Origin of the sequence: Streptomyces vinaceus, assembly GCF_008704935.1 — a bacterium.
GTDB lineage: Bacteria > Actinomycetota > Actinomycetes > Streptomycetales > Streptomycetaceae > Streptomyces > Streptomyces vinaceus.
Map to the genome: position 1 here is coordinate 5,183,234 of NZ_CP023692.1, position 16,817 is coordinate 5,200,050.

A 16,817-nucleotide genomic window follows, 5' to 3' on the forward strand; every position below is an offset into this window, starting at 1 on the left:
CCCGTCCCGCGCAGCGGGTGCCGTCAGCGCGACAGGGGCCAGGCCGCCGAGGGGGACCGGTCGGCCGCGACCGCGTACGCGGCGCAGGCGTCCGTCAGGGTCTCCAGGAGGGTGAGGGGGTCCGGGAGGGGGTGCTCCGTGCCGCGGATCCAGGTCACCGCCAGGTCACCGGGGAGGGCGGCCGGGGGGACCAGGACGTAGCTGCCGCGGCAGTGCCACCGCAGGCCCGGGTGCTCGTCCATCGTCTCCGGGTGGCAGTCCAGCTCGCACGGCCACCACTCGTCCTCGTCCTCGGGGGTGCCGCGCGTCGCGGTGAAGAAGAGCATCCGGGCCTGGTCGCCCGTACCGCCCGATTCCGCGACCGGGCCGACCTCGACGCCCGCCGCCAGCAGGCGGTCCAGCGCGCTCGCGCCGGCTTCGAGGGGGACGTCCAGCACGTCGTGGACCATGCCGGTCGCGGTGATGAAGTTCGCCTGCGGCTGGTTGCGCGCCCAGCGTTCGATCTGCGCGCGGTCGGTCGTCGACTGCGTCTGCCAGGCGAAGGAAAGGGGGTGGCGTGCGGGGGTGGGACAGCCGATCCGGTCGCACGAACACCGGTAGCCGGCGGGATGGGCGGCGGGGGCGAGCGGCAGGCCCGCGGCGGCCGCCGACAGCAGAAGGGCCTCGCGTGCGCGCTCGGGATCTTCGGGGGAGGGTTTGGGCCGCCGGCGCAGCCACTGGGAAATCCTGCTCTGCTCGCCGCGTTTGACGCGGCCGGACTCAGACCCCATCTATCCCCTCACCTCACCGTTTCCCCGGCAGACCCTCACATGGTCCCACCATCCTGCGGTCCGGATGACCGCACCGCCCCACCGGGGGGTGGGGCACAGGTGCACGGAGAGCGCACAACAGCAGGCCGAATACCGCCACATACTGGTGAAATTCGGCCAATTGTTCCCGGCCGGCCCCCGGCCCTTCAGGCCTCGGTGACCTTCGACACCCCGGCGACCCCGCCCAGCACCCGGTCCACCAGCTCGTCCGCGAACGCGTGCGTCAGCGGGGCCGTCCCCATCAGCCAGCGGTACGTCAGCGGCCCCACCAGCATCTCCACCGTCAGGCCCAGATCCACGTCGGCCGCGAGTCCGCCGGCCTCCCGCGCCGCCCGCAACCGCTCCTCGTACAGGGCCAGCTGCGGCCTCAGCAGCTGCTCGGTGAAACGGGCGCTCAGCTCGGGGTCGGTCGCCCCGGCCGCGGTCAGGGCGCGCATGGGCGCCTCGTACTTCTCGTCGTTGAACTGGTCCACCGTCGCCCGCAGCACCAGTTTGAGGTCCGCCGCGAGGTCCCCGGTGTCCGGGATGCCGGTCCAGTCGCCCTCCACCTCCTCCTTCGCGTCGTCGGCGAGCGCGAGCGAGGCGTCCAGCAGGACCGCCGCCTTCGACGGCCACCAGCGGTAGATGGTCTGCTTGCCGACGCCCGCGCGGGCGGCGATGGCCTCGATCGTCAGCTTGTTGTAGCCGACCTCCGAGACCAGTGAGAGCGCCGCGTCGAGGATGGCCCGCCGGGAGCGGTCGCTGCGGCGGGCGGGGTCGGGGGCCTTCGCGTCAGGTGATCTGCTGCTCATTCGGACAAATTATCAACGCGAGACGTCTCGTCTTTGTGTCATTCCGTAAACCACCCAATCAGTTCACTGCGCGGTTTCCCTTGAGGAGAGACGATTCTCTCGACATCTCTCGTGAGCCGTGAGGAGCCTTCTTTGCGCAGAGTCGCCACACCCCGGCGCTACTTGATGTGCCCACCCGCACACTTCAAGGTCACGTACTCCATCAATCCGTGGATGGACCCCACGAAACCGGTGGACCTGCCCCTCGCACAGGCACAGTGGGAAGACCTCCGGGACCGCTACCGCTCGCTCGGCCACACCGTCGAGACGCTCGTACCGGACCCGGAGCTTCCCGACATGGTCTTCGCCGCGAACGGCGCCCTCGTCGTCGACGGCCGGGTGCTCGGCGCCCGGTTCGCCTACCCCGAGCGCGCCGCCGAGGCGGAGATCCACCTCGACTGGTTCCGGTCGCACGGCTTCGAGCACGTCCACGAGCCGTCCCACGTCAACGAGGGCGAGGGCGACTTCGCCGTCACCGCCACCTACATCCTGGCCGGCCGGGGCTTCCGCTCCAGCCCGCTCTCGCACGACGAGGCCCAGGAGTTCTTCGGCCGCCCGGTCATCGGCCTCGACCTGGTGGACCCGCGCTACTACCACCTGGACACCGCGCTCTGCGTGCTCGACGGGGACGAGGTCATGTACTACCCGCCCGCGTTCTCGCCCGGCAGCCGCGCCGTCCTGGAGCGGCTCTTCCCGGACGCGCTGATCGCGGGTGACGAGGACGCGGCGGCCCTCGGCCTGAACGCGGTCTCGGACGGCCTGAACGTGCTGCTCCCCCAGGCGGCGACCGGTCTCTTCCAGCCCCTGCGCGAGCGGGGCTTCGAGCCGGTGCCGATGGACCTGGGCGAGCTGCTCAAGGGCGGGGGCAGCGTGAAGTGCTGCACCCAGGAGCTGCGCATGTAGCGCGGCGGGTCGGGTTACGGGGTGGCCGCCGGCGGCCACTCCTGGCCCCAGTCGGCGTCCCGCGCCGCCTTGTACAGGTCGCCGTGGCGCTTGGTCACGTTGACCCGGGTCAGTCCCGACGACTCACCGTCCTGCGGGCCGCACAGGTCCAGCTGGACGAGCCCCTTCCGGATCTGCGGCCTCCGCGTGATCCGGGAGGGGGCCGGCTCCACCGGGAAGCGGGTCGCGGCCACGTAGCTGAACTTCTCGTCCTCGTACGGGAGGGACCCGCCCTTGACCTGCCGGTGCAGGGAGGAGCGGCTGACCCGCGCCGAGAAGTGGCACCAGTCCTTGCCGACCTCGATCGGGCAGGTGCCGTCGTGCGGGCACGGGGCCGCGACCTTCAGCCCCGCCTCGATCAGCTGGTCGCGGGCCTCGCGGATGCGCAGGTACCCCTCCGGAGTGCCCGGCTCGATCAGCACCACGGCCTGTCCGGCGCGGGCCGCCTCGGCGACCACGGCCCGGCGGGCCTCCGGCGTCAGTTCGCCCAGTACGTACGAGACCGTCACGAGGTCCGCCCCGGGCAGGGCCAGCCCCGCCCCGATGACGGCCCGCCGCCACTCGGCCGCGCGCAGCACCTGCGAGCCGGAGGACGCCGCGAGCTCCTTGCCGAGGGCCAGCGCCGGCTCCGCCCAGTCCAGGACCACGGTGTCGCGCGGCCCGTCCCAGACGGCGTCCACCGCCCAGGTCGCCGCTCCCGTACCGCCGCCCACGTCCACGTGGGAGCCCGGGGACCAGCGCGGGGCGGCCTCGCCGAGGGCGTCGAGGGCCGACCGTACGGCCTCGAAGGTGGCGGGCATCCGGTACGCCGCGTACGCCGCCACGTCCGAGCGGTCGCGCAGGACGGGAGCGTCGGTCGGGGTCCGGCCGCGGTAGTTGGCGATGAGCCGGTCGACGGCGGCCGTGGCCTGCTTCGGCGGGAGCCCGCCGAGCAGCCCGCCCAGCGCGGTGCGCAGGGTCTCGGCGGTGGTGGGCACGGAGGCGGAAGCGGAGGCGTTCACCAGCGAAGTTTACGGCGCCCGCCGGGTCCGGGACGCCCCAGGGGGTGTCCCGCGGGCCCGGCTCAGACGGCGGAGTCGCGGTTCTGCCAGGGCCGGCACATGCCGGTGAAGCAGGCCACCGCCAGCAACGAGCAGACCAGCTGGACCAGCGCCATCGGCACCGCCGTGTCCTCGCCCGCGATCCCGACCAGCGGCGAGGCGATCGCCCCGACCAGGAAGGAGGAGGTGCCCAGCAGGGCCGAGGCCGAGCCGGCCGCGTGCGGGGTGCGCATCAGGGCCAGCGCGTTGGTGTTCGGCAGGACCAGGCCCATCGCCGACATCAGCACGAACAGCGCCGACGCGATCGGGACCAGCCCGACCTCCCCGAACACCCCGGTGGACATCAGCAGCAGCGAGACGGAGGCCGCCGTGATCACGGCGAGCCCGAGACCCAGCACCTTGTCCAGCCGGACCCGGCCGACCAGGAGCTTGCCGTTGATCTGGCCGGCGGCGATCAGGCCCACGGAGTTGAGGCCGAACAGCAGGCTGAAGGCCTGCGGCGAGGCCCCGTAGATCTCCTGCACCACGAACGGCGAGGCCGAGATGTACGAGAACAGCGTGGCGAAGGCGAAGCCGCCGGCCAGCGTGTACCCGGCGAAGACGCGGTCGGCGAGCAGCCCGCGCATGGTCCGCAGCGCGGAGCCCACGCCGCCGGTCTGCCGCTGCTCGGGCGGCAGCGTCTCGCCGAGGCTGCGCCACACGACGAGCGTGAGCACGGCGCCGACGCCGGTGAGGACGACGAACACCCCGCGCCAGTCGGCGAAGCGCAGGATCTGGCCGCCGATGAGCGGGGCGATGATCGGGGCGACGCCGGAGATCAGCATCAGGGTGGAGAAGAACCGGGCCATCTCGACCCCGTCGTACAGGTCGCGCACGACGGCCCGCGCGATGACGATCGCGGCCGATCCGGCCAGGCCCTGGAGCAGCCGGAACCCGATCAGCAGTTCGGCGCTCGGCGCGAGGGCGCAGATGGCGGTGGCGAGGACGTAGACCACCATGCCGGTCAGCAGGGGCCTGCGGCGGCCCCACTTGTCGCTCATGGGCCCGATGACGAGCTGGCCCAGCGCCATGCCGGCGAGGCAGGCGGTGAGGGTGAGCTGGATCGTGGCGGCCGGGCTGTGCAGAGCGCCGGTGACCTGCGGCAGGGCCGGCAGGTACATGTCCATGGACAGCGGGGGGAGGGCGCTGAGTCCTCCGAGTATGAAAGTGACGAGCAGTCCGGTACGGCGGGCCGCCTTGAGCGGGGCGGACGGGGCTTGCGGTGCGGAGGGCGTTTCGGGCGGCGGCTCGTGCGAGGGGGCCGTCGCGGGGCCTCTCTCCGACATGCGGAACTCCAGTCTTTTCGTCGTCTTTTCACACCCCCGGCCGACCCATGCTCTCAGCTATCGGAACGTCCGTGGACCGCTGCGTCATGTGACGTACCCTGCGGCCCCATGAGCGCAAGTGGGAAGAAGATCGCCGTCGTGACCGGCGCGGGCTCGGGCATCGGCCGCTCCGTGGCCCTCACCCTGGCCGCCGCCGGCTGGTCGGTGGCCGTGGCCGGCCGCCGGACCGAACCGCTGGAGGAGACGGCGAAGGCGGCCGGAGCCGGCGCGGACGTGCTGTGCGTACGGGCGGACGTGAGCGATCCGGACGACGTGGCCGCGCTGTTCGCCGCGGTACGGGAGCGCCACGGGCGGCTCGACCTCCTCTTCAACAACGCCGGGACCTTCGGCCCGGGCGGGGTCGCGCTGGAGGACATCTCGTACGAGGCCTGGCGCCAGGTGGTCGACGTCAACCTCACCGGGGCCTTCCTGTGCGCGCAGGCCGCCTTCCGGCAGATGAAGGCGCAGGACCCGCGGGGCGGCCGGATCATCAACAACGGCTCGATCTCCGCTCACGTGCCCCGGCCGAACTCGATCGCCTACACCGCCACCAAGCACGCGATGACCGGCCTGACGAAGTCCCTCTCGCTGGACGGGCGACCGCACCGGATCGCCTGCGGGCAGATCGACATCGGCAACGCGGCCACCGAGATGACCGAACGCATGCAGACCGGGATCCTTCAGGCGAACGGGCAGCTGGCGGTGGAGCCGGTGATGGACGCGGCGGACGTGGCGCGCACGGTGCTGCACATGGCGGAGCTGCCGCTGGAGGCGAACGTGCAGTTCGCGACGGTGATGGCGACGACGATGCCGTACATCGGGCGCGGCTGATCCCCCGACGGGGGCCGGGAGGCGGCGGCGGGGAATGCGGCTGCCCGGCCGGGGGTTGGGGCGATCATGACTGAAGTGCTGCGTTACACCGCCTTCTCCGCCGACCCGGCCGGCGGCAACCCCGCCGGGGTCGTGCTCGACGCGAGCGGTCTGGACGAGGCCGGCATGCTCCGGATCGCCGCCGGCCTGGGCTACAGCGAGACGGCCTTCCTGACGCCGCCCCCCGAGGGCCTCGGCGGTGCGCCGGGCCGGGCGTTCACCGTGCGGTACTTCAGCCCGAAGGCGGAGGTCCCGTTCTGCGGGCACGCCACCGTGGCCACCGCCGTGGCGCTGGCGGAGCGGACCGGACCCGGCGAGCTGGTGTTCGCGACCCCGGCCGGAACGGTGCCCGTCTCGGTCACCGCCGCGGACGAGGGTCTGCGGGCCGTGCTGACCAGCGTCGAGCCGTACGTGGAGGAGGTCGGTCAGGCCGACCTCGCGGAGGCGCTGGCCGCGCTGGACTGGCCGGAGTCGGACCTGGACCCGGGCATCCCGCCGAGGATCGCCTACGCCGGAGCCCGCCACCTGGTGCTCGGCGCGGCCACCCGGGCCCGGCTCGCGGACCTCGCGTACGACTTCCCCCGGCTGGAGGCGCTGATGCGGCGCCTCGACCTGACCACGGTCCAGCTGGTGCACCGGACGGGCCCGGCGCTGTTCGACGTACGGGACCCCTTCCCGGTCGGCGGCGTCGTCGAGGACCCCGCGACCGGGGCCGCCGCGGCCGCCTTCGGCGCGTACGCGCGCGAGCTCGGCCTGGTCCCGGCGGAGGCGGTGCTCACCCTGCGCCAGGGCGAGGACATGGGCCGCCCGGGGGTGCTCACGGTGGAACTGAGGGCGGGAGACACCCGGGTGCGGGTGGGCGGCAGCGCGGTCCGCATCGCATGAGCCGCCGGCGCGAGGGTGAGGTCCGGGCGTGACGACGGTGGTGACGTACGCGCAGGCGGAGCTGCCGGCGCGGTACGCGGCGCAGGTCGCGGCCCTGGAGGCGCAGGCCTGGCCCGGGGCCACCGCCGGCCATGACCCGGGCCTCGCCCCCGAGGTGATGCTGCTGCTGGACGACGAGGGGAGCGTCCTCGTCTCGCTGGCGCTGCTCCACAAGGAGATCCGGCACGCCGGGCGGACGTACCGGGCCGCCGGGCTCAGCGCGGTCGTCACCCGGGACACCGCGCGGGGGCGCGGCCACGGCGGGCGCCTGGTGGCGGCGGCCCGGGCGGCGCTGGCCGCCGATCCGGCCGTGGACCTCGTGCTGTTCAGCTGCGACCGCCCGCTCGTCCCCTTCTACGAGGCGGCCGGATTCACCCGGCTCCCCGGCACGGTGCTGGTCGGCGGGACGCCCGAGCGGCCGCTGGCCACGGACGCGCCCGGGTTCGCCAAGGAGGTGCTGGCCGACTTCCCCGGAGCGGACAGCGGGGCCGAGGCCTTCACGGGTGCGCGGATCGCCCTGTATCCGGGGCTCGTCGACCGGCTGTGGTGACCGGCCGGGGTGACCGGCCGGGGTGACCGGGACGTGCGGAAGGGGCCCGGATCGCGATGATCCGGGCCCCTTCCGCATGCCGTGCGGGACGCGGCCCTACGAGCCGCTCCTGGCCTCCGAGGAGGAGGCGGCGGCGGACGCGGGCGCCGGCGCCGGGGCCGTCGTCCGGGCGAAGACCCCGAAGAACAGCAGCAGCGTGGGGACCAGGTAGGCCAGCCACACGCCCGCCTGGAGCCAGGTCGGGTCCGGCTGGAAGTTGAACGTGCCCTTCAGCAGGGTCCCGTACCAGCTGTCCGGCGGGACGGCCGCGGTGACGTCGAAGGCCTTGTTCATCAGACCGGGGAGGAACTCGGCCTCCTGGAGGTCGTGCACCCCGTACGCGAGCACGCCCGCCGCGACCACGACCAGCATCCCGCCGGTCCACGTGAAGAACTTGGACAGGTTGATCTTCAGGGCGCCGCGGTAGAACAGCCAGCCCAGCAGGATCGACGAGCCGATGCCGAGCAGCACCCCCACCAGCGGACCCGCGCCGTCACCGGCCGCGTGCACCGAGCGCCACACGAACAGCGAGGTCTCCAGGCCCTCCCGGCCGACGGCCAGGAACGCCGTCGTCACCAGGGCGCCCGTGCCCATCGCGAGGGCCGTGTCGAGCTTGTCCTGGAGCTCCGCCTTCATGTGCCGCGCGGTGCGCTTCATCCAGAAGACCATCCACGTCACCAGGCCCACCGAGACGATCGACAGGCTGCCGCCGATCGCCTCCTGCGCCTGGAACGTCAGCTCGGAGGTGCCGAATTCGAGGCCCGCGCCGAAGGCCAGGCTGAGCGCGGCCGCGAGGCCGACGCCGAGCCACAGCGGGCCCAGCTTGTCCTTGTTCCCGGTCTTCACCAGGTACGCGATGAGGATGCAGACGACCAGGCTGGCCTCCAGCCCCTCGCGCAGGCCGATCAGATAGTTGCTGAACACGTCGGTTCCTTTCGTTTCGCGGAACTACGCGAACAGCGCCCGGCCCCACCAGTCGTCCTTGTCGCGGACGCCCGGCGGGATGGCGAAGAGGGCCGAGCTCACGTGCTGGATGTACTCGTTGAGCCCGTCGTTCTTGGACAGGTTGCGCTGGATCGGGACGAAGCCCTTGCGGACGTCGCGCTGGTAGGCGAGGAAGAACAGGCCCGCGTCGAGGCGGCCCAGGCCGTCCGATCCGTCGGTGAAGGAGTAGCCGCGGCGAAGGATCGTGGCACCGCTGTTGGTGTCCGGGTGCGCGAGGCGCACGTGCGCCTGCGGCTTCATCGCCTTCAGGAACGGCTCGTCGCGCTCCTTCGACTTGCCGACGGGCGCGCCCTCGCCCTTGTCCCGGCCGAAGATGTCCTCCTGCTCCTGGAGCGGGGTGCGGTCCCAGGTCTCGATGTGCATGCGGATGCGGCGGGCGACCAGGTACGAGCCGCCGGCCATCCACGCCGAGCCGTCCTTGGCCTCGTCCCCGACCCAGACGAACTTGTCGAGGGCGGCCCGGTCGGTGCCCGCGATGTTCCGGGTGCCGTCCTTGAAGCCCATCATGTTGCGCGGGGTCTGCTCGTCCGGGGTGGTGGACGAGGTCTTGCCGAAGCCGAGCTGAGACCAGCGGACCGCCACCTTGCCGAAGCCGATGCGGGCGAGCTGGCGTATGGCGTGCACCGCGACCTGCGGGTCGTCCGCGCAGGCCTGCACGCAGAGGTCGCCGCCGCTCTTGGCGGGGTCGAGGTTGTCGCCCGGGAACTGCTCCAGGTCGACCAGGGCCTCGGGGCGCCTGCCCTCCAGGCCGAAACGGTCCTTGGCGAAGAGCGAGGCGCCGAAGCCCACGGTCAGCGTCAGCCGGGACGGCTTGAGCCCGAGGGCCTCGCCGGTGTCGTCCGGCGGGGCCTCGGGGAGGCCGCCGACGGCGCCCTCGCCGACGGGCAGCCCGGCGGTCATCCGCTCGGCGGCCCGCGTCCAGTCCTTGAGGAGCTGGACGAGTTCGGCGCGGTCCTTCGTCTTCACGTCGAACGCGGCGAAGTGCAGCCGGTCCTGGACGGCGGAGGCGATGCCGGCCTGGTGCTCGCCGTGGAAGGGCACCGAGGAGCCGCTGAGCGCGGCCGGAACCGGGTCGCCGTCGCCGCTGAGCGCGGCGACGGTACCGCCGGCCGCGGCGGCGCCGAGCGCGAGCCCGGCACCGCCCCAGCCGAGTACGGACCGGCGCGACGGCCCGCCGGAGACGGAGGCGGAGGCGGCGGAGGAGGCGGCGGCGGAATCGGCCGGCTCGGCGGCCTCGGCGGCCGAGCCGGTGGTGCTGGTGTCGTCAGACATGGTCCGTACCCCTGATCACGCGTTACTTGGCGACGGCCGCGGCGAGCTTGGACAGCGGCTCGCCGAGGGCGCTGACGGCGTCCGAGAGCTCCTTGCGCTGGTCCTGGCCGACCGTGTCGTACGCCGTGAAGTCGTAGCCGTTCTTGTCGGCGCGGTACTTGTCGAGCAGCGTGTTCATCGCGGCGAACTGCTTGTCCAGCTCCGCGGACAGGGCCGCGTCGTTCTTCGCGGCGACCGGCTTGAGCAGCTCGTACGCCTTCTGCGCGCCCTCGACGTTGGCCTTGAAGTCGACCAGGTCGGTGTGGCTGTAGCGCTCTTCCTCACCGGTGACCTTGCCGCTGGCGACCTCGTCCAGCAGCTCCTTGGCACCGTTGGCCATCGAGGTGGGGGTGATCTCCGCCTGGCCGACCTTCTTCTGCCAGTCGGTGAGGTCGGTCATCAGCTGGTCGGCGAGCTTCTTCTCCTCGTCGCCGATCTTCTTGTCGGCGAACAGGGCCTTCTCCAGGCGGTGCCAGCCGGTCCAGTCCTTGGCCGGGTCCTGGCCGGCCTCCAGGCCGTCCTCGCGGACGTCGACCTTCGGGTCGATGTCGCCGAAGGACTCGGCGACCGGCTCGGTGCGCTCCCAGCCGATGCGGGACGTGGCGTACGCCTTCTGGGCGGCCGCCAGGTCGCCGGCCTTGACCGCGTCCGCGAAGGCCTGCGCCTTGGGGAGGGTCTCGTCGGCCTGCGCCTGCACGTACTTGCGGTACTCGGCGACCGCGGCGTCCAGCTCGGGGCTGCGCTTCGTGGCGGCGCCGCCGCCCGTGGCCTTGACCTTCTGGCGGATGCCGTCGCCCTTCATACCGGGCTTGCAGGCGATCTCGTAGTCGCCGGCCTTGATCTCGGCGGTGATGGAGGCCTTGGTGCCGGGGCCGATGTTCTCGCGCTCGGCGACGATGCGGTCGTCCGGGAAGAGGACGTAGACCTCGGTGACCTTGGAGCCCTTGTTCTCGACCTCAAGGGTGAGCTTGCCGGCCGGGAACTCCGTCTTGGACACCTCGCACGCGCTGTCGGAGGCGGCGACCTTGAGGGCCCCGTCGCCGCTGCCGCTCTTCTCGGCGCAGCCGGTGACGGCGGTGAGCGCGGCCACGGCGGCGACCGCGGTGAGGAGGTTGAGGCGGGCGGGACGCATGCGGGCTCCTGGCTGTCTGGCGTTCGGCAGACGGCCGTCCCGATCAGGAGGGACGGCCGGTGAGGCGGACCTAACTTAACCGAGGCTTACCTGACCCATGGCCGCACGTCCAGTGATTCGGCCCACACGCCGGACCGCCGGACACGGAGCCGTCACGGGCCCTCCAGGGCCAACCCATGGAAAGGTCAAGCGCAGGTCAAGCCGGCCTCCCCGTTCCGCAGGACGGAACGGCCGCCTCCCGACGGCGCGTCCCGCGTACGTCCCGCGCGTACGTCACCGGCGCCGTCTTCCTCGCCCGCCGACGGCGGGCGGCCCAGATCTGAACCGTGTTTCAATTTCCGCGTGAACGATCTCGATGTGCTCAAGGTCTTCTGCGCGGGAGACGGACGGCACGGCAACCTGCTCGGTGTGGTCCGGGACGGCCGGACCTGCCCCGACGACGCGTCGCGGCAGGCCCTCGCCGCCGAACTCGGCTACAGCGAGACGGTGTTCGTCGACGACCCCGAGCGCGGGGTCGTCGACATCCGCACCCCCGGCACCCGGATGTCCTTCGCGGGCCATCCGCTGGTCGGGGTCGCCTGGCTGCTCGACATCGAGGAGCTCCAGCCGCCGGCCGGCTCCGTATGGGCGCGTGACGACGGGGAGTTCACCTGGATCACCGCGTTCCCGGAGTGGGTCGAGGGCAAGCGCACCGAGCAGTACGCCAGCCCCGCCGAGGTCGACGCGCTGCCCGCGCCGCCGCCCGGCGAGGGCTGGCTGTACGCCTGGGCCTGGGAGGACGAGACCGCCGGCCGCGTCCGGGCCCGCGGCTTCCCGCGCCGCCCCGACGGGGTCATCGCCGAGGACGAGGCCACCGGATCGGCCGCGATCCTGCTGACCGCCGAGCTGAACCGGGCGCTGAACATCACCCAGGGCGCGGGCTCCCAGATCCTCACGGCGCCCGGTCCGGACGGCACCGTCGAGATCGGCGGCCGCGTCCGCTTCGCGAAGCTGCCCCCGCCGCGAACCGAGTAGGTGCGCGGACGCGCTTGAGTGCGTTCACGCTGAGGGCGGGATGCCGTGCTCTTCTTCGCCGGCCTGGCGCTCTGGCTGGTCCACGGCGATTGACGGCATCCGGCGGAGGATCCGCGTACGCCCGTACGGGGGACGGTCAGGCGCTCAGCGGGAACTCCGCGCCCAGCTCCCGGAAGACCGCGCCGTTGTAGTCGAAGGCGCGCTTGCACTCGTCGATGATGCGCTGCTTCTCCAGGTCGTCCGCGGCGATCGCGTCCAGCAGCTCGCGGTAGTTCCGCTTGAAGGCGGCGGGGTTGGAGATGTCCGCGAAGACGTAGAACCGCACGCCGTCGCCCTTGCGGGTGAAGCCCCAGGTCCGCTCCGCCTTGTCGCGGATGATCTGGCCGCCCGAGAGGTCGCCCAGGTAGCGGGTGTAGTGGTGGGCGACGTATCCGCCGGGCCAGCCGGCCGCGCACTCGGCCACACGGGCCGCGTAGGCCTCGGTCGCGGGCAGCGCGACCACCGTCTCGCGCCACGACGGGCCGCGCAGGTGCGCCAGGTCGCGCTCGATCTCGGCGACGCGCATCAGCTCGGGCCGTATGAACGGCCCCGCCACCGGATCGTCCTTCAGGGACTCGGCTGCGTCCTCCAGGGCCCGGTACACGAACCACAGCTGCTCGGTGTAGCGCGTGTACGCGTCCACTCCGAGCCGGCCGCCGAGCAGGTCGCTCATGAACGTCGAGGTCTCGGCCTCGGTGTGCTGCTCGTGCGACGCGACACGGATGACCGTAGAGAAGGCGTCCAAGACAATCCTCCGAAAACGGGACGGGGAACGACGGCGCCCGGCGGGCGTGACGGCACGGCACGGCCGCCACGCCCGATCCTCGCGCTTAGGGTTACCTAAGTCAATGTGTTCCCGACGTCCTGTCGGTAAAACTCCTCCGGAGGTCTTTTGGGGAGAGCTTTTACGGTGAGCCGCTACGGAAGGGTGAGGATCTCGGCGCCCGTGTCCGTCACCACCAGTGTGTGCTCGAACTGCGCGGTGCGCTTGCGGTCCTTCGTGACGACCGTCCAGCCGTCCGCCCACATGTCGTACTCGTGCGTGCCCAGGGTCAGCATCGGCTCGATGGTGAAGGTCATCCCGGGCTCGATGACCGTCGTGGCGTGCGGGCTGTCGTAGTGCGGGATGATCAGCCCGGAGTGGAAGGACGAGTTGATGCCGTGCCCGGTGAAGTCCCGGACGACGCCGTAGCCGAAACGCTTCGCGTACGACTCGATGACCCGGCCGATCACGTTGATCTGGCGGCCCGGCTTGACGGCCTTGATGGCCCGGTTCAGGGCCTCGCGGGTGCGCTCCACCAGCAGGCGCGACTCCTCGTCCACCTCCCCGCACAGGTACGTGGCGTTGTTGTCGCCGTGCACGCCGCCGATGAACGCGGTGACGTCGAGGTTCACGATGTCGCCGTCGCGCAGGACGGTGGAGTCGGGGATGCCGTGGCAGATGACCTCGTTCACCGAGGAGCACAGGGACTTCGGGAAGCCCCGGTAGCCCAGCGTCGACGGGTAGGCGCCGTGGTCGCACATGTACTCGTGCGCGACCCGGTCCAGCTCGTCGGTGGTCACCCCCGGGGCGATCAGCTTGGCGGCCTCTTCCATCGCCTGGGCGGCGATCCGGCCGGCGATGCGCATGGCCTCGATGGTCGCGGCGGACTGCACCTCCGGTCCGGTGTACGGAGTGGGCGCGGGCTTGCCCACGTACTCGGGCCGGCGGATGTTTCCGGGAACGGAACGGGCGGGAGAGAGCTCGCCTGGTACGAGCAGCGACTGGCCAGACATGCAAGCGAGTGTATCCAGCGGGTATGGGGCAGCATGGCGACAGAGAGCGGTATCGAGAGGAGCCCGAGGACGATGGCCCTGTTCAAGAAGCGTCAGGTGGGCAAACCCGGCGAGTGGTACTACTGCCTGGTCCACCACAAGGTGGAGGAGGGCCCGGAGTGCCCGGCGAAGGACCGCTTCGGCCCGTACTCCTCGCCCGAGGAGGCGAACCACGCCATGGAGACGGCGCAGGAGCGCAACCTCGAATGGCAGAACGATCCCAAGTGGAACGACAAGTCCCGCGAAGAGGACGAGGGTACGAGCGCGCCCTAGGGCCGGGGCAGGGGAGGGCCGGGCCGGGGCAGGGCCGTAGGGCCGTGGTGCCGTAGGGGCCCGGGGTGGGCCGCGCGGTCTACCAGCGGCTGGGCGGCGGCGCGGTCAGCTGATCGGCCAGCCGCGCGAGCCGGTCCCGCAGCCGCCGGGGCCCGCGCTGCACCGGCAGGCTGTTCTCCCCGGCCGCCGCGCCGACCAGGTGCTGCAGGGTGTCCAGGTCCAGCTCGCCGGCCTCCTCCCGGACGGACAGCGCGTCGTGCGCGAGTGCGGCGAGATCCGGATCCCCGCAGTGCAGCGACAGTACGGTCGCCCCCGCGCGCCGGGCGTCGTGCACCCGCTCCAGCAGCCCCGCCCCCGGCTGGTCGGGGGCCACCACCAGCAGCGTGTGCCCGCGCCGGGCCGCCGACAGCCGGCCCAGCCCCACCGACAGGTGCGGCGGCCGCCCCGGCCGTACCCGGTGCCGTACGAGGGTGGGGGCCAGCTCCGGCAGCCCGGACCAGGCGGCCTCGTCCACCAGATGCGCCGCCATGTGCCAGGGCTCGTACTGCTCGGTCCCCACCAGCAGCAGGTTCCCGCCGGCCGGAACCACGCAGTGGCGCAGCGATCCGGCGAAGCGGCGCGCGGCGCCGGGCCATTGCGTACCGGCGAGCACTTCGCGCAGCAGCGCGACCCTCACGGCGTCCATATCGGCATCCTGCCGTATGAAAGGGACCTACGGGAGCACTTCGCCCCTCTTCGCCCGGCTGGGCGGGCGCATGAGCGTTCGCCTCTCGCGATCACGGCATTACCCTCGCCCCCATGACCTCCACAGACAGCACTCAGAACCCGCCCGCCGAGGCCGCGGCCACGCCGAAGGCGCCGGCGAAGGCGCCGGCCAAGGACCCGTGGGACCTGCCGGACGTCTCCGGCCTCGTCGTCGGCGTCCTCGGCGGCACCGGCGACCAGGGCCGGGGCCTGGCCTACCGGCTCGCCCGGGCCGGCCAGAAGGTGATCATCGGCTCCCGCGCCGCCGACCGTGCGCAGAGCGCCGCCGACGAGCTGGGCCTCGGCGTGGAGGGCGCGGACAACGCCGAGTGCGCGCGCCGCAGCGACATCGTGATCATCGCGGTGCCGTGGGAGGGCCACGCCAAGACCCTCGAAGCCCTGCGCGAGGACCTCGCGGGCAAGCTGGTGGTGGACTGCGTCAACCCGCTCGGCTTCGACAAGCAGGGTGCGTACGCCCTCCGGGTCGAAGAGGGCAGCGCGGCCCAGCAGGCCGCGGCCCTGCTCCCCGACTCCCGGGTGACGGCGGCCTTCCACCACCTCTCGGCCGTCCTGCTCCAAGACGAGTCGGTCGAGGAGATCGACACCGACGTGATGGTCCTCGGCGAGGTCCGCGCCGACACCGACATCGTCCAGGCCCTGGCCGCCCGCATTCCGGGCATGCGCGGAGTCTTCGCGGGCCGCCTGCGCAACGCCCACCAGGTCGAGTCCCTGGTGGCCAACCTCATCTCCACCAACCGCCGCTACAAGGCCCACTCGGGCCTGCGCGTCACGGACGTCTGAGCCCACCACCCCTGCGCCCGGCCCGGCCGGGCGCAGGGGACCGGATCCCGTTCCCGCCCCGGCGGCCGGTGATCGGGGAACGCCGAAAAAGGGGCGGAAGCGGAACGAAGGGTCCGGGGGGGGTGGCTTTACGGGAGCACTGCGGGGCATGGGGGAGACTGGTGGGGTTCGACCCCGTTCCGTGTCGCCGAGGAGCTGTTCCCCATGCCCCGCCTTGCCGTGTTCGCCATCGTCGTCTGCGTCCTGTCCGTGGCCGCGGCCGTGGTCGCCTTCGTGGAGGGCAGCTTCCTGGGCATCGTGTGGGTACTGCTCGCCGGTCTCACGTCCAACATGGCCTGGTTCTACCTCCGCAAGGCGAAGGCTCAGAAGGCCGCCTCCGCGCGCCCCTCGTAGCAGCCCGCCCGCCGCCCTCGCGGCCCCGCCCGCCGCCCTCGCGGCCCCGCCCGCCGCCCTCGCGGCCCCGGACCGCCGCGCTCAGCCCTGCGGGATCTCGCAGTAGCCGTTCGCGTCCTGCCAGAAGCGGTAGAGGTCGCGCCCGCAGTAGGTCTCCAGGTCGGACACGCCCAGGGCGTCCAGCAGGTTGCGCACCACGTCGAAGAAGAACCCGTTGACCTCCGGGATCCACAGCAGCGCGAAGACCGCGATCAGCCCGAACGGCGCCAGCGGCGCCACTTCGCGGCGGATCCGGTACGAGAGCCAGGGCTCGATGATCCCGTAGCCGTCCAGGCCCGGGACCGGCAGGAAGTTCAAGATCGCCGCCGAGACCTGGAGCAGCGCGAGGAACGCGAGCGCGAAGCGGAACGCCATCGGGACCCCGTCGAGGGCGTTCAGCCAGAACGGCGCCGTGCAGACGACCGCGAAGGCCACGTTGGTCAGCGGGCCCGCCGCCGAGATGAGGCTGTGCTTCCAGCGGCCCTGGATCCGGTCCCGCTCGATGTACACCGCGCCGCCGGGCAGGCCCAGCCCGCCCATGATCACGAAGATCACCGGCAGGACGATGCTGAGCAGCGCGTGCGTGTACTTCAGCGGATTCAGGGTCAGGTAGCCCTTGGCCCCGACCGAGAGGTCGCCGCTGTGCAGGGCCGTACGGGCGTGCGCGTACTCGTGCAGGCAGAGCGAGACGACCCAGGCCGAGGTCACGAAGAGGAACACGGCCAGCCCGGTGCTCGTCGAGTACCCCGTCCACACGGCCCAGCCGGTGACCGCCATGACGGCGAAGATGCCGAGGAAAACGGAACTGATCTGCCGCTCGCTGCGGCTGCCCTGATGACCCATGCGGCGAAACCTACCTCGCGCACGGGGCCAAAAGGAGTAC

The 16,817-nt window shown here is 72.3% G+C and carries 19 protein-coding genes; 8 read left to right on the plus strand and 11 right to left on the minus strand.

Translation table 11 applies throughout. The features are described 5' to 3' along the window. Nucleotides 1-23 precede the first annotated feature (23 nt). Nucleotides 24-770 (minus strand): bifunctional DNA primase/polymerase, encoded by a 747-nt coding sequence (locus CP980_RS23390; protein WP_132755674.1) that lies wholly within the window; start codon nt 768-770, stop codon nt 24-26. 185 nt (nt 771-955) lie between these two features. Then, complete coding sequence (locus CP980_RS23395; protein WP_132755676.1) at nt 956-1,600, minus strand: TetR/AcrR family transcriptional regulator; 645 nt, start codon at nt 1,598-1,600, stop codon at nt 956-958. Between the two features lie 111 nt (nt 1,601-1,711). Here CP980_RS23395 and ddaH point away from each other — a divergent pair, with 111 nt between their 5' ends. Continuing rightward, nucleotides 1,712-2,542: a dimethylargininase gene (gene ddaH, locus CP980_RS23400; protein ID WP_341874197.1), complete on the plus strand. Its 831-nt coding sequence runs from the start codon at nt 1,712-1,714 to the stop codon at nt 2,540-2,542. Nucleotides 2,543-2,556: 14 nt separating this feature from the next. On the opposite strand, the gene CP980_RS23405 is transcribed toward ddaH, so the two are convergent. Beyond that, nucleotides 2,557-3,582, minus strand: coding sequence for a small ribosomal subunit Rsm22 family protein (locus CP980_RS23405; protein ID WP_132755678.1), 1,026 nt, complete (start codon nt 3,580-3,582; stop codon nt 2,557-2,559). 62 nt (nt 3,583-3,644) lie between these two features. Further along, nucleotides 3,645-4,946: a Bcr/CflA family multidrug efflux MFS transporter gene (locus CP980_RS23410; protein WP_132755680.1), complete on the minus strand. Its 1,302-nt coding sequence runs from the start codon at nt 4,944-4,946 to the stop codon at nt 3,645-3,647. A gap of 108 nt (nt 4,947-5,054) precedes the next feature. On the opposite strand from CP980_RS23410, the gene CP980_RS23415 reads away from it, so the two are divergent. From CP980_RS23415 to CP980_RS23425, 3 genes are all read left to right on the plus strand, one after another. Beyond that, a complete protein-coding gene (locus tag CP980_RS23415) occupies nt 5,055-5,816 on the plus strand; it encodes an SDR family oxidoreductase (protein WP_099892798.1) in 762 nt (253 codons plus the stop codon). A gap of 66 nt (nt 5,817-5,882) precedes the next feature. Continuing rightward, nucleotides 5,883-6,740: a PhzF family phenazine biosynthesis protein gene (locus tag CP980_RS23420; RefSeq protein ID WP_150529012.1), complete on the plus strand. Its 858-nt coding sequence runs from the start codon at nt 5,883-5,885 to the stop codon at nt 6,738-6,740. A gap of 28 nt (nt 6,741-6,768) precedes the next feature. Continuing rightward, nucleotides 6,769-7,329: a GNAT family N-acetyltransferase gene (locus CP980_RS23425; RefSeq protein ID WP_229907215.1), complete on the plus strand. Its 561-nt coding sequence runs from the start codon at nt 6,769-6,771 to the stop codon at nt 7,327-7,329. Between the two features lie 96 nt (nt 7,330-7,425). Here CP980_RS23425 and efeU read toward each other — a convergent pair whose 3' ends face one another. Genes efeU through efeO form a run of 3 tightly spaced genes read right to left on the minus strand, consistent with a single transcriptional unit; the run spans nt 7,426 to nt 10,816 of the window. Further along, the gene (gene efeU / locus CP980_RS23430) at nt 7,426-8,292 is read right to left on the minus strand and encodes an iron uptake transporter permease EfeU (RefSeq protein WP_132755684.1); all 867 of its coding nucleotides are present in this window, start codon (nt 8,290-8,292) and stop codon (nt 7,426-7,428) included. A 24-nt stretch (nt 8,293-8,316) separates the two neighbouring features. Next, a complete protein-coding gene (efeB, locus tag CP980_RS23435; RefSeq protein ID WP_132755686.1) occupies nt 8,317-9,645 on the minus strand; it encodes an iron uptake transporter deferrochelatase/peroxidase subunit in 1,329 nt (442 codons plus the stop codon). A gap of 22 nt (nt 9,646-9,667) precedes the next feature. Continuing rightward, complete coding sequence (efeO, locus tag CP980_RS23440; protein ID WP_132755688.1) at nt 9,668-10,816, minus strand: iron uptake system protein EfeO; 1,149 nt, start codon at nt 10,814-10,816, stop codon at nt 9,668-9,670. A 342-nt stretch (nt 10,817-11,158) separates the two neighbouring features. Here efeO and CP980_RS23445 point away from each other — a divergent pair, with 342 nt between their 5' ends. Continuing rightward, on the plus strand, nt 11,159-11,830 hold the full coding sequence (locus CP980_RS23445) for a PhzF family phenazine biosynthesis protein (RefSeq protein ID WP_132755690.1): 672 nt from the start codon (nt 11,159-11,161) through the stop codon (nt 11,828-11,830). Nucleotides 11,831-11,966: 136 nt separating this feature from the next. Here CP980_RS23445 and CP980_RS23450 read toward each other — a convergent pair whose 3' ends face one another. Together CP980_RS23450 and map are read right to left on the minus strand one after the other, a co-directional pair. Beyond that, on the minus strand, nt 11,967-12,614 hold the full coding sequence (locus tag CP980_RS23450; RefSeq protein WP_150529013.1) for a biliverdin-producing heme oxygenase: 648 nt from the start codon (nt 12,612-12,614) through the stop codon (nt 11,967-11,969). Nucleotides 12,615-12,787: 173 nt separating this feature from the next. After that, nucleotides 12,788-13,645 carry a type I methionyl aminopeptidase gene (map, locus tag CP980_RS23455; protein ID WP_099892814.1) on the minus strand — a complete coding sequence of 286 codons (858 nt, stop codon included), beginning with the start codon at nt 13,643-13,645 and terminating at the stop codon, nt 12,788-12,790. 72 nt (nt 13,646-13,717) lie between these two features. Between map and CP980_RS23460 the strand changes: the two genes are divergently transcribed. Next, the gene (locus CP980_RS23460; RefSeq protein ID WP_132755694.1) at nt 13,718-13,957 is read left to right on the plus strand and encodes a hypothetical protein; all 240 of its coding nucleotides are present in this window, start codon (nt 13,718-13,720) and stop codon (nt 13,955-13,957) included. A gap of 79 nt (nt 13,958-14,036) precedes the next feature. Here the strand turns inward: CP980_RS23460 and CP980_RS23465 are convergent, their stop codons facing one another. Then, a complete protein-coding gene (locus tag CP980_RS23465; RefSeq protein ID WP_132755696.1) occupies nt 14,037-14,642 on the minus strand; it encodes a hypothetical protein in 606 nt (201 codons plus the stop codon). A gap of 113 nt (nt 14,643-14,755) precedes the next feature. Between CP980_RS23465 and npdG the strand changes: the two genes are divergently transcribed. Together npdG and CP980_RS23475 are read left to right on the plus strand one after the other, a co-directional pair. Further along, nucleotides 14,756-15,502 (plus strand): NADPH-dependent F420 reductase, encoded by a 747-nt coding sequence (gene npdG, locus CP980_RS23470; RefSeq protein ID WP_132755698.1) that lies wholly within the window; start codon nt 14,756-14,758, stop codon nt 15,500-15,502. Between the two features lie 204 nt (nt 15,503-15,706). After that, nucleotides 15,707-15,895: a hypothetical protein gene (locus CP980_RS23475; RefSeq protein ID WP_132755700.1), complete on the plus strand. Its 189-nt coding sequence runs from the start codon at nt 15,707-15,709 to the stop codon at nt 15,893-15,895. 81 nt (nt 15,896-15,976) lie between these two features. On the opposite strand, the gene CP980_RS23480 is transcribed toward CP980_RS23475, so the two are convergent. Next, nucleotides 15,977-16,777, minus strand: a complete 801-nt coding sequence (locus CP980_RS23480) for a site-2 protease family protein (protein ID WP_132755702.1) — start codon at nt 16,775-16,777, stop codon at nt 15,977-15,979. Between the last annotated feature and the right edge of the window lie 40 nt (nt 16,778-16,817).